General features: G+C 35.0%; 9 protein-coding genes and 1 pseudogene. 4 read left to right on the forward strand and 6 right to left on the reverse strand.

Annotated elements, in window-relative coordinates:
• Positions 1-162, forward strand: a pseudogene (locus tag ACFFU9_RS08550) (IS5 family transposase); the annotation flags it as partial.
• Positions 163-293: 131 nt separating this feature from the next.
• Here ACFFU9_RS08550 and ACFFU9_RS08555 read toward each other — a convergent pair.
• Positions 294-1,481, reverse strand: a complete 1,188-nt coding sequence (locus ACFFU9_RS08555; RefSeq protein WP_379860986.1) for a phosphoglycerate kinase — start codon at positions 1,479-1,481, stop codon at positions 294-296.
• Between the two features lie 282 nt (positions 1,482-1,763).
• Between ACFFU9_RS08555 and ACFFU9_RS08560 the strand changes: the two genes are divergently transcribed.
• The gene (locus ACFFU9_RS08560) at positions 1,764-2,918 is read left to right on the forward strand and encodes a DNA polymerase III subunit (RefSeq protein ID WP_379860987.1); all 1,155 of its coding nucleotides are present in this window, start codon (positions 1,764-1,766) and stop codon (positions 2,916-2,918) included.
• Between the two features lie 64 nt (positions 2,919-2,982).
• On the opposite strand, the gene ACFFU9_RS08565 is transcribed toward ACFFU9_RS08560, so the two are convergent.
• From ACFFU9_RS08565 to ACFFU9_RS08585, 5 genes are all read right to left on the reverse strand, one after another.
• Entirely contained in the window at positions 2,983-3,501 is a 519-nt protein-coding gene (locus tag ACFFU9_RS08565; protein ID WP_379860988.1) for an OmpH/Skp family outer membrane protein, read from the reverse strand.
• A gap of 227 nt (positions 3,502-3,728) precedes the next feature.
• A complete protein-coding gene (locus ACFFU9_RS08570) occupies positions 3,729-4,589 on the reverse strand; it encodes a class I SAM-dependent methyltransferase (protein ID WP_379860989.1) in 861 nt (286 codons plus the stop codon).
• A gap of 135 nt (positions 4,590-4,724) precedes the next feature.
• Entirely contained in the window at positions 4,725-6,596 is a 1,872-nt protein-coding gene (gene mnmG, locus ACFFU9_RS08575; RefSeq protein WP_379860990.1) for a tRNA uridine-5-carboxymethylaminomethyl(34) synthesis enzyme MnmG, read from the reverse strand.
• Positions 6,597-6,678: 82 nt separating this feature from the next.
• On the reverse strand, positions 6,679-7,098 hold the full coding sequence (gene ybeY / locus ACFFU9_RS08580) for an rRNA maturation RNase YbeY (RefSeq protein ID WP_379860991.1): 420 nt from the start codon (positions 7,096-7,098) through the stop codon (positions 6,679-6,681).
• Complete coding sequence (locus ACFFU9_RS08585) at positions 7,091-10,474, reverse strand: coiled-coil domain-containing protein (RefSeq protein WP_379860992.1); 3,384 nt, start codon at positions 10,472-10,474, stop codon at positions 7,091-7,093. Before ACFFU9_RS08585 ends, ybeY begins: the two co-directional genes overlap by 8 nt.
• A gap of 171 nt (positions 10,475-10,645) precedes the next feature.
• Here ACFFU9_RS08585 and gltX point away from each other — a divergent pair, with 171 nt between their 5' ends.
• Positions 10,646-12,220, forward strand: coding sequence for a glutamate--tRNA ligase (gltX, locus tag ACFFU9_RS08590; protein ID WP_379860993.1), 1,575 nt, complete (start codon positions 10,646-10,648; stop codon positions 12,218-12,220).
• Positions 12,221-12,412: 192 nt separating this feature from the next.
• Complete coding sequence (locus tag ACFFU9_RS08595) at positions 12,413-13,336, forward strand: SPFH domain-containing protein (protein WP_379860994.1); 924 nt, start codon at positions 12,413-12,415, stop codon at positions 13,334-13,336.
• The last annotated feature ends 137 nt before the right edge of the window (positions 13,337-13,473 follow it).

The raw sequence follows: 13,473 nt of genomic DNA on the forward strand, positions 1-13,473 counted from the left end.
TATAAAGAAAGATATGCAATTGAACGGACAAACGCTTGGATGGACAGTTATCGCTCACTACTAAATAGATTTGACACAACCATTGCAAGTTGGTTGGGTTTCAATTATCTATCATTTATGGCAATATTCCTAAAGAAAATGAAAAGCAAAAAGTTTAAATGACCTCACTATAAAATTCTTTAAAAAAATAGCCCCATTCTTTTTTATTTTGTGTTAAAATGTATAACCAATACGCGCTTAAAAAAAAACAGCCTCAAATTTGAGGCTGTTCAATCTTATCAAGACTTTTATTTTTATTCTAAAATAGCAGCAATACCAGGTAGTTTTTTACCTTCTAAGCTTTCTAGCATAGCGCCTCCTCCTGTGCTTACGTAGCTTACTTTATCCTCAAAACCAAACTGTTTAACAGCAGCTACAGAGTCTCCACCACCAACAAGTGAAAAAGCTCCGTTTTTAGTTGCTTCTGCAATTGAATTTCCTAATTCAATTGTTCCTTTTGCAAAACTTTCCATTTCAAAAACACCTAAAGGGCCATTCCAAAGAATGGTTTTGCTTTGCATCACCACATCATGAAATTGTTTTCTAGATTCTGGGCCCGCATCGACACCTTCCCAACCATCAGGAATATCATTAATATCAACCACTTGTGTATTCGCATCGTTACTAAAAGCATCGGCAGCAACCACATCTACAGGAATGTGCACCTTAACATTTTTTTGTTCTGCTTGTTTTAAAATTTCTAAGGCCAATTCCATTTTATCATCTTCACAAATCGAATTCCCAATTTTTCCTCCTTTAGCTTTCACAAAGGTAAAGGCCATACCACCACCAATGATCAAATGATCGATTTTATCTAATATGTTTTCGATAATAGTAATTTTTGAGGATACTTTAGCACCACCAAGTATAGCAAGAACAGGCTTCTCTCCTGTTTTCATAACCTTATCGATACTTTCAATTTCTTGCTCCAATAAGTACCCAAAACATTTCGCTTTCGGAAAAAACTGAGCAATAATGGTTGTAGAGGCATGTGCTCTGTGTGCGGTACCGAACGCATCGTTCACGTAAACATCACCTAATTTCGATAATTGCTCGGCAAATGCTTTATCTCCAGCAGTTTCCTCTTTATGAAAACGCAAGTTTTCCAATAACAAAACTTGTCCGGGCTCTAAATTGGCTGCTGCAGCTTCTGCTTTATCACCAACACAAGCATCAACAAACTTAACCTCAACACCTAAAACATTTTCAAGTTCATTTACAATATTGCGTAAAGAAAACGCTTCTTCGGCACCTTTTGGACGGCCTAAATGCGACATTAAAATACAGCTTCCGCCATCTTCCAAAATTTTTATAATGGTTGGCTTGGCTGAAACAATCCTTGTATTATCAGTGACTTCCAGCTTATCATTTAATGGCACATTAAAATCTACGCGAATTAATGCTTTTTTATTTTCGAAATTAAAATCGTTAAGGGTTTTCATTATATTTTGTTTTTTGTTTTTAAGTATTTGATTCACAAATGTAACTAATTAAAAACAGGAATAAAACGCCTTTTTTAACGAAAACGATGTAGATATAGAAGTTTTTAATGAAAAAAACAAAACATCAGACTTTAGCACAGTACTTTTCTAGATTTATACCAAACTTAAAAATCAAACCCTTTCTTTTCCCAATATAGCATCTGCATATAAAAGCATTAAAAACAACATCAAACTATAGGGCTGTACAGTAAATAATACCAGAAAATTATGTAGGTTTGCTTTATGCTTTTTGAAGAAATTTTAGGTCAAGACCATATAAAAAAACACCTTACCCAAAGCGTGGATAATGGTAGGATTGCACATGCACAGTTGTTTGTAGGAAAAGAAGGCTCCGGCACGCTACCCATGGCTATTGCCTATGCGCAATATCTGTTGTGCCGAAACAAAAATGGAGAAAACAACACAGGGAACGGAGCGTGTAATTTAAAATTCAACACCCTCTCCCACCCCGATTTACATTTTGCTTTTCCTGTAACCACTAGCGATAAGGTAAAAAGCAAGCCCGTTTCCAGTTATTATTTAGAAGAATGGCGCCAACTTATAAAAGAACAACCTTATGGCAACCTTTTTGACTGGTACAAACTGCTTGGCGTTGACAATAAACAAGGCCAGATAGGTGTAGATGAAGCCTTAGAAATTGTAAAATCCTTATCTCTAAAATCTTATGAAGGGGGCTATAAAGTGATGGTAATCTGGATGGCAGAAAAAATGAATACGGCCTGCTCCAATAAACTCTTAAAACTTATTGAAGAGCCTCCAAATAAAACCATTTTTATTTTAATTGCCGAAGATGAAGAACAAATCATCAGCACCATTAGATCACGTTGCCAAGTTTTAAATTTTCCACCCTTGGCCGAAGACGTTATCAAAGATGCATTGGTTAAAAATTACAATATAGAGCTATCTGTTGCTACCAAAATCGCGCATCAAGCAAATGGCAATTACAATAAAGCCTGCGACCTTATCTATAAAGATTCTGAAGACATCCAATTTGAAACATGGTTTATTTTCTGGATTCGAAGCGCTTTTAAAGCTAAAGGCAACAAGGCAGCCATACATGATTTAATTTCATGGAGTGACGATATTGCCAAGACTGGACGCGAAACCCAAAAACAATTTCTAAACTTTTGTTTGGACTTTTTCCGCCAAGCTTTGCTCGTTAATTACAATGCCAATGCCTTAGTTTATTTTCAACCTAAAACAGAAAAATTTAAACTTGAAAACTTTGCTCCATTTATTCATGGATCAAATATTTTAGAAATAAGCGACGCTCTTCAAGATGCCATCTATCATATTGAACGAAATGGAAACTCTAAAATTATCTTAACAGACCTATCGATTAAGTTAACACGATTACTTCATAAAAAAGCAGAATAGCATAAAAAAAGTCCTTTTATAAAAATTTTTATAAAAGGACTTTTTCTAATATATATCAGAAAAACTATTTCTTTTTACTTTGTTCATTTAAAGCATCTAAAACCGTATTGGTTAAATCATGCTCCTCTGCTCCATACAAAACCGTCGCAGCAGCATCACTTGTACCTAAAATATAGGTGTAGTTGTTTTTTTCTCCGTAGTCTTTTACAAAACCTTTAACCTTCACAATTAAACTATCAATTTCGTCTTGAAATTCTTTTTGAAATTGTTGAGCTTCCATTTGTCTCTGTTGATCTTGCATTTGCTTTTTTTGACCAAGCTGTTGGTACAATTCTTGAGCTTTTGCCTGGGCCATTTTATTAGCTTCAGTTTGGAATTTTTGAACCTCTATTTGAAATGCTTGATCTATACTATCGAATTTTTTTCTAAAAGAATCTTCTTTAATTTTAAATTTCGCTTCAAGATCTATCTTCTCTTGAAAATCATTTATAACCTTGCCATTATCTACAAAACCAATTTTGGCTTGTTCCTGACAAGAAGTTAAAACCAGACTCAATACTACTACATAAATTATGTTTTTCATTTTTAATATTTTTAAGACGCACAAAAATAGTAAAGTAAACTCAGATATTACTTAATAAATTTTACAGGAAACACACCATAAGAAATACTTATACAAACAAAAAGCACCATAACAAACCGCTATCAACAATCGCTTTCTATAAAGGCTTTTAAGCGTGTTTTAAAAAAACCCGCACATAAACCACAACAAGCCTGTTTTTCGTTCAAATACGGTCTTAAAAAGAGGTTTTAGTTGTTTTTTATGATATAAATTATAGAAGAAGCCTCTTTTGTAATGAAGGATTTGAGATTAGAAACCAAACCAACCCAAACCGCTTTTAAAATATTCATTTTTCCTGTTTTGTACTTTTCAGAAAGCATGCTCACATAAAAAGCATCAAAAAGCATCGGTTTTGTTCTCACGACACGTAAGCCTTGTTTTAAAACCAACCTTGAAATCGATTTTTGATTAAAATGCCAAAGGTGTCGGGGAACATCATAAGCTGCCCAAAAATTTTTATAATATTGGGCATCATAACTTTTATAATTAGGAACCGCCACCACCAATATACCGTTTGGTTTTAACAGACTTTTAAGCAATGTGATATCTTTTTCCAAATTAGGCAAATGCTCTAAAACATGCCAAAGCGTAATCACATCAAAAGTACACGCTTCGCACGTTAGCAAATAGTCACTATCAAAAACAGCATTATCCGTTTTTACATTAGCGAGGGTTCGCGCATCGGTATTGGGCTCAACACCAACCACAGTCCAACCCTGTTGTTTTGCTGTTTGTAAAAAATCACCTGTTCCACATCCAAAGTCTAACAAATGCTTACCCCCTGAACCATAAGAATTAATTATACCTGTTTTTTTTCTTAAAGAAAAAACCCGAACCACATGATATACTTTTTCAAATAGATTCCTTTTTGAATCGGTATGCGAAATATAATCTTCACTTTTATAATAATCAGGCAACTCTTCAAAAGAAGGCTTAGGTCGTGTTTCCAAAAAACCATACTCTAAATTAGTGACCAACCTAAAATTTTTACCAGAAACGGAATAATCTTTAAGCTTTAAATACACATGGTTCATTTTTTGTTCTGACATACTTTTTTAAAAAAATCACGCTTTAACCACATCGACTATTAAACAACAATCTTATTATAAACACAAATTCTTGCTTTCGCAGGGATTCAAGTTTTATTTTTCACTACGTAGGCGTTCCACGTGGAACACCAAAAACTACCTTCCCATATAAACCAACAACACAGAAACATCATTAGGTGAAACACCGCTAATTCGAGAAGCTTGAGAAACAGTTGTTGGCTGAATTTTTTTAAGCTTTTCGCGTGCCTCAAAACTCATTGATTTTATTTGCGAGTAATCAAAATTCTCAGGAATCTTCACATATTCTAAACGCGTTAACTTATCTGCATTATTTTTTTCCTTTGCAATATAACCAGAATACTTCACCTGTATCTCTGTTTGTTCTATCACCTCACTATCCAAATCATTCTCCTGAATATACCGCGCTACAGCATCAAACTTCCTAACATCCTCTATAGTAATATTTGGTCGTGAAAAAATTTTAAACATTTTATCAGATTGCTTCACTAACGCAGAGTTTTTTGATCCTAAAACCGGATTAGCCTCTTCGGGCTTAACACTAGTTTCTTCAAAAAATTTAACAAACCGCTTAGCCGCTCCATGCTTTTCCTCCATTCGCTTTAAACGCTTTTCTGAAGCCAACCCAATATCAAAACTCTTTGGCGTTAAACGCAAATCGGCATTATCCTGCCTTAATAATGTGCGATACTCCGCTCGAGAAGTAAACATTCTATACGGCTCCTCCGTGCCTTTTGTAATCAAATCGTCTACCAAGACACCAATATAAGCCTCATCTCTTTTTAGAATAAAAGGATCCTTTTCTCTAATTTTAAGCACCGCATTAATACCCGCCATCATCCCTTGAGAAGCCGCCTCCTCATAACCTGTTGTTCCATTAATTTGCCCCGCAAAATACAAACCCTCCACAAGCTTCGTCTCCAACGTATGCCTTAATTGTGTTGGCGGAAAATAATCATACTCTATCGCATAACCTGGACGAAAAAATTTAACATTCTCAAAACCCACAACAGATCGCAATGCTTTAAACTGAATATCCTCCGGTAATGACGTAGAAAACCCATTCACATAAACCTCGCAGGTATTCCAACCTTCAGGCTCCACAAAAAGCTGATGCCTATCTTTATCTGCAAAACGATTGATTTTATCCTCAATAGAAGGACAGTAGCGCGGCCCTAAACTTTTTATCCTACCATTAAACATTGGCGAACGATCAAAACCTTCACGAAGTAAATCATGAACCACCTCACTCGTATAACTCATATAGCAAGATCGCTGCTTTTCCAAAGGTTTTGTCACATCTAAATACGAAAACTTCTCTGGCTTTTCATCGCCAGGTTGCTCTACCATTTTTGAATAATCCAAACTTCTTCCATCAACCCTCGGCGGAGTCCCCGTCTTCATTCTACCAGATTCAAAACCCAAACTTACAAGCTGCTCCGTTATACCCGTTGCAGCTCTTTCGCCAGCTCTACCGCCTCCAAAGTTCTTAACACCTATATGGATCAATCCATTTAAAAAAGTACCATTGGTAAGCACAACACTCTTAGCTTTTATCTCAATGCCAAGCGATGTTTTTACACCAACTGCTTTATGGTTCTCAATTAACAAACCAGAAACCATATCTTGATAAAAGTCAAGATTATCTGTTTGCTCTAAAAGCAAGCGCCAATCTTCGGCAAAACGCATCCTATCACTTTGCACTCTTGGGCTCCACATAGCGGGACCCTTAGACTTATTAAGCATCTTAAACTGTATAGCAGATGTATCGGAAACAATACCGCTATACCCTCCCAAAGCATCAATTTCTCGTACAATTTGACCTTTAGCAATACCGCCCATAGCTGGGTTACAAGACATCTGTGCAATGTTTTGCAAATTCATGGTAACGAGCAATGTTTTAGCTCCCATATTTGCCGCAGCCGCAGCAGCTTCTCCTCCAGCATGCCCCGCACCAACTACTATAACATCATAAACTTCGTTAAACATATATTTTGTTTTTTTAACGTTCCACGTGGAACGTTTTGTTTTTCACTCTACTTTAAGACATAAGCTAACATCAAACCCCCTTCTACAGCAGACCTTTCAGCATATCGAGATATTGATTTTCTTTATCTCGCATCAAATCTGCTTCTGCTTTAGATTTATCTTTGTATCCACAATAATGCAATACACCATGAATTATCACCCTGTGCAATTCATCTTCAAAAGGTACGTCGAAAGTTTTTGCATTATCTTTAACGCGTTCTATAGAGATAAAAACATCACCTTGTATCAATTCACCAACAGAATAATCAAAGCTAATAACATCCGTAAGCGTGTCGTGATTTAAGAATTCTACATTTAATTTATGCAAATATTCATCATCACAAAACACATAACTAATTTCACCTAACTCAAATCCTTCGTTTAAAATGGCCTGAGTTAACCATGTTGAAATTCGAGCTTCTGATGACAACTCAAAATCTGTTTCGTAATTATAATCAATCATTGTCTTTCTTAAAATAGTCCTGAACTTTCTTTTTATAAATTTGGCGCAAAGGTAAAGTTTGTCTGTTTAATATTTCAGTAGTTTTAAAATATTGTTTAGCAGTAGGTATTTGATTGTTGCTCTGGTTCTCAAAAAGCTTTTGACTTGTGTTTGCTTTTCTCCTACTATCCTCACCTTGCTCCAGGCTGGCATGTTCCATTTTAAGAAGCTGGTGTTTTAAATCCATCATTTTTTGATACGTCTCATCTGTAAAACCTTTATTCAATAGATCCATTTCAATAGCCTCCATTTTCTCAACTAGCCCATCGGCACCTGCTTTTTTTCCATCTTTAGCCAAGCGTTCTTCCAGCGCATGACGCAACACTTGTTGTTGTTTGTAAATTTGATAAAGCAAAGCATTTTGAGACGCACTACCCCCTTCTCTGCTTCCCGAAGACCCTTCTAGCCCCCCCTTATCCTCTTGACCTCGCCCCTCTTTATCAGGATTTTTTTCACCTTTCTCATCCTCTTTGCCACCACGCTCTTTTTGTTTTCCTTTTTCACCTGCCTTCACACCCTGATCCATCATCTTATTAAGCTCTTCTTGACTCATAATAATATCTGGCATCTGCATATCTGCTTCACCTCCTTTACCTGCAGACATATTCATGTTTTCTTGCATATTATCTAAAACACTACTTAAGATATCGGCCAAATTGTTTGCCGCTGTAAAAGCAAATTGCTGACTGGACACGCCTTGATAAAGATCGTTCTGCGCTAAGTGCTCCAATGCTTTATCCATATTATAAAACACTTCGGAAATCTCTTTATTTACAGGCTCAGATAACTTAGGCTGCCTTAAGGACAAAGCAAATAAACTATCATCAATATGCTCGAAATTTTCTCGAAGATTATTTTGTTTAACAAGATAGGAGGCGAACTTATTATGATTAACATTTATAGAAATAAACCGCTTCATAAGCGCTTCTTGATCAAAAGAAAACAATACTAAATTATCAAGAACCTGCCGCAACATCGCTGCGTCTTCTTGCGTTTGCTCTCCTCCACTGGATTGCATTGCGCTTTTCATTTTATTCGCAAGTGCTTTTATTTTTTGGGCTGCTTTCTTCTGACTTTGTTGTGCTTTTTTAAAATCATTATCATCGCTATCCGCGTCTTTAATTTCATCTTCAGAAACCCTTAATTGATCAGATGCTATTTGCTGTTCTTTATCAATCTCATTTTCATCTAAAACATCCCTAGGAATATCAATTGGTTTTTTTAAAACCTTAGCGTCCTTTTCTAAAGCCTCTAGCTGTTTCTTAAAACTATCGAAGCTTTTATTAAGTTGTTCTTGGTTTTCTTTCGTGTTCTCTTCCTTCGCTTTTTTTGATAAATCCTCCTGATCTATCGCTAATTTTTCTAAATCATCTTTAAGTTTCTCTAGCTTTTTCTCAATATAAAAACGCTTAGTTAACTCCAATAATTGCTCTAAACTTCGTTTTTTAGTTTTATTCTGTTTTGCAAGATCATCCAGTTTTTCAATTAATTTCTCTTTACTCAGCCTCTCGTGCAACCTTTTAATTTCATCTAAAAGCTTTTCGTCTCGCTTTAATTTTTCTTCATTTTCTTTTAATCGTTTTTTTAAAACTTCCTTAAAAACATCCTCTATCGGGTTGTCTTTTTGAAATTCGTTTAGATTCTTTTTTAGTTTTTCATTGAAATTCTTCATCATTGCGTCTTGTTCTTCCTGACGCTTAAAAAAAGATTCTAATTTCTTTTTATCATTATAATTGAGTCTAGATTTCTCTTTTTGAGTTTTAGTAAGTGCTTGCAATTCCTTCTCTCGCTCTGAAAATTTATTTAAAGCACTATCAAAACCCTTAATCGTTTCTGTTTGTTCTTTAAGCTGTTTGTCTGCTTCCTCGCCTTTTGTTCGTTTTTTATAAGTAAAGGTAGCACTCTTAACACTTTTAAAGGCATTAAACTCATCATTATCAAACACTTGAAAATACAGATCATAAGACACACCAGGGTCTACTTTAAACTGATTAGGGAATGCACTTATAAACTCCGAAACATTTGAATTTGAAACCGCTATAGGCAAAACTTGCTTATCAGATTCATTATCAGATGGATAATATACCATTTGGAGCTTACTAAAACCATAATCGTCACTTACTTGTCCATAAAAATAAAGACTTTGCAAATCCAAGCTATCTTGTTCCACTTTTAATCTTAATTCTGGATATTCATCTTTAACTGTTTTTATGGCAAAATCTAAATTTTCATAATTCTCCAATTGCTTATTCCCTGTGCTTAAGCGATAATTAAGATTATTAAAAACTTGTTTAGACGTTTTAAAAACTCCTACTTTATTATAATTAAAAACCAAAGTATCTTCAGAATATAAATGCACCATATCGGTAGCCTTTGCCCTTAGTTCCCATGTAACAGTTGTCCCCTCGGGTACCAAAGCATTCCCAGTATTTTTTAAAATCTCTGTCTGTTTTTTTATATAATTGGGATATTCTAAAGTCATTTGAAAACTAAGCAAAGTAGGAACCTTAACCACATTTAGCGTATAGGACTTTGAAAACACATTATTGGCAGATAATTGAAACACGATAGGCTCTTTAGGTTGCGAAAACACATATTCAAATTCACCTACTCCTTTTTGCTCTAAAAAATAGATTTCATTATTATATGTTATCTGTACATTTTCAGGACTAAGCCTCCCCGCCGTTTTTACAAATAATTTGAAATCTTTATTTTCAAGAGCATTTAAACTATCATTTACAACATAAAACTGAAAAGGTGCTGGAGGCTCGTAAGCCGTCTTATAATCTACCACGCGTTTATAACTATCACTAAACCATTTAAAATTTCCAATAGAAAAAACTACAAGTATAATAACAACAGGAATAGCAGCGTATTTTAAATACTCTATGTTTTTTTTTAAATTAACAGCTAGTTTAAATGGGATAGGATTGAGCTCTAATGATTTTTGATCGATGCTTGCCAGCAACAGTTCCGTCTTCTCTTCATGCTCATTTAATTGTAGAACATTGAACAATTTATCATGCACTTCCGGAAAATGATTGCCGATAAGTTTTGATGCCATTTTATAATCTATCCCTTTTTGAAGTTTGAAGAGCTTGGCTAAAGGCATGAAAATAAATTGGGCCAGCAAACCAATTTCAACCGCTATAAAAAGCCAAAAAAGAATAGCTCTAGCTGCAGTGCCTAACCATAACACGTGTTCAATAAATAGTGTTAGCAAAAAATAAAAGACACCAATTGCGAAAAACAAAATAGCACCCTTAAGCAATTCATTAGTATAGTAGCGCCTAATAAAAGCTTCGAGCTTATTTTGTATATTTTTGAAATTCGTCATGGACTAGGCAAAACATTTCAATATAAAATTATCAACCTACTAAACTACAATTATTTTTTTTACAGGGTTTATAATTATGTGTTAATTGTATCTTTGCCCTAATATCAAAATAAGGATCGAACCCCATATAACATGGATATTTAAAACCCGTTTAACCAATAATTATAAAGCATGACCAAAAACGTTCGTGTGCGTTTTGCACCAAGCCCAACTGGCCCATTACATATAGGTGGTGTTCGCACCGCATTATTCAACTACTTATTTGCTAAAAAACATAACGGAACTTTTGTGTTAAGAATAGAAGACACCGACCAGAACCGCTATGTAGAAGGTGCTGAACAGTACATTATAGATGCTTTAAATTGGTGTGGTATTCCATATGACGAAGGCTTAGGCAAAAACGAAACCTATGGTCCATATAGACAAAGTGAACGTAAACCTTTATACAAAAAATATGCCGAACAACTTATTGCTTCTGGTAACGCTTATTATGCATTTGATACTGCCGAAGATTTAGATTTTCATAGAAAAAACCATGAAAATCAAGGCAAAACTTTTATATATAATTGGCATAACCGTTTAAAACTAAGCAATTCTTTGTCGCTTAGCGCGGAAGAAACGCAAGCTAAATTGGATGCTGGTGAAGATTATGTGATTCGTTTTAAATCACCTCATGATGAAACTTTGCATTTAACAGATATTATTCGTGGCGACATGAAAATTGACACGAATGTTTTAGATGATAAAGTATTGTTTAAAAGCGATGGTATGCCTACCTACCATTTAGCAAACATTGTTGATGATCACTTAATGAAAATTAGCCATGTGATACGTGGCGAAGAATGGTTGCCATCATTAGCATTACATTATCAATTATATACCGCTTTTGGCTGGGAAGCTCCAGAATTTGCACATTTACCATTAATTTTAAAGCCTACTGGTAAAGGGAAATTAAGCAAACGTGACGGCGATAAAATGGGGTTTCCCGTTTTTCCTTTACAATGGACAGACCCCAAAACCAACGACACTTCAAGGGGCTACAAAGAAGACGGCTATTTTGCAGAAGCCATGATCAATTTCTTAGCATTTTTAGGGTGGAACCCTGGTACAGAACAAGAAATATTTACCATTGAAGAACTCGTAAATGCTTTCGACTTAGAGCGTGTTAATAAATCGGGGGCTCGTTTTGATCCTGATAAAATAAAATGGTTTAACCACCATTATATGCAAGATCAATATGATGAGGATCTAGCAGAATTATTTAAACCTATTGTTGACAAAAACCTATCTGTCATTCAGAGTGATAGCGAAAAATCTCATTCTAATGCAACTTCTCTAACCGCTCAAAACGACATAGATGTAAATTATATAGCCTTGGTCGTTGGTTTAATTAAAGAGCGTGCCACTTTTGTTTCCGATTTTTGGGACCTGAGCCATTTCTTTTTCACCGCACCCACTGCTTACGATGAAAAAGCTTCTAAAAAAGCATTTAAAGACGATACCGCAGATTTAATGTCTCAGTTAAAGAGTATTATCCTTCCTATAGATGAATTTACGGTTACAGCCCTTGAAAAAGATATTAAAGGCTGGATTACAAAAAACGATATTGCCTTTGGAAAAATAATGATGCCATTGCGTTTGGCCTTAGTAGGCGCTTTACAAGGTCCAGATGTGTTTGAAATTATGTATATGATTGGAAAAGCGGAAACAGTTAAACGTATTGAAAATATAATAAAAACGCTTTAATACCAGTCTACATTAAAGCAAAAAACACAAAGCCTCTTTACAAAAATAAGGAGGCTTTTTTATAAATAAAAAATACCGTTATCTAAATAAATAAGATTGCGTTTACATATTTAATCGTTAATTTAGAGACTAATGCATGATTATAATGTAATTTAGTCCTTCACAGTTTTCTTAACACTTTAATCACATATTATGAACTTTTATCTTGTCCCCTTTCTTGTTATCGGATTAATAATTTTAATCTCGTCCTTCTTTACCGTAAAACAACAAACCGCTGCTATTGTAGAGCGTTTTGGTAAATTCCAAAGCATCCGCCATTCAGGATTACAGCTTAAAATTCCTTTAATCGATAAGGTTTCTGGTAGATTGAGCTTAAAAATACAACAGTTGGATGTTCTTATTGAAACCAAGACCCTCGACGATGTTTTTGTTAAATTAAAAGTATCTGTACAATACAGAGTTTTAAATGAAAAGGTATATGATGCCTTTTACAAGTTAGATTATCCACACGACCAAATTACCAGTTATGTGTTCGATGTGGTACGTGCTGAAGTTCCAAAAATGAAATTGGATGATGTTTTTGTTAGAAAAGACGATATTGCATTGGCTGTAAAAGCGGAATTAAATGATGCTATGCTCGATTATGGATTTGACATTATTAAGACTTTAGTAACGGATATTGATCCTGATGCCCAAGTTAAATCGGCAATGAACAGGATTAACGCCGCCGATAGAGAAAAAACAGCTGCTCAATATGAAGGAGATGCTGCACGTATTTTAATTGTCGAGAAAGCTAAAGCTGAAGCCGAAAGCAAACGTTTACAAGGGCAAGGAATTGCCGATCAACGTCGTGAAATTGCACGAGGTCTAGAAGAATCTGTAGATGTTTTAAACCGAGTTGGCATTAACTCTCAAGAAGCGTCTGCACTAATTGTTGTTACACAACATTATGACACATTACAGGCCATTGGTAGCGAAACCAATAGTAATTTAATTTTATTGCCAAATTCACCACAAGCAGGTAGCCAGATGTTAAATGACATGGTCGCTAGTTTTACGGCAAGCAATCAAATTGGTGAGGCCATGAAAAACTCAAGAAAGAAAAAAGAAGATTAGTTGCTAAAAACACAACTCCTGAAGGCACTACACTTTCAGGAGTTATATTAAAAGCACCACTTCTTCTACTTACTAAAAGCCCTAAATGGTCTTGGTTTACCAAACCATAACGAAGGGCTATTAAGCCTTGTTTCTAA

It is taken from the genome of Mariniflexile ostreae, assembly GCF_042427585.1.
In the GTDB taxonomy this organism is placed as follows: Bacteria; Bacteroidota; Bacteroidia; order Flavobacteriales; family Flavobacteriaceae; genus Pseudalgibacter; species Pseudalgibacter ostreae.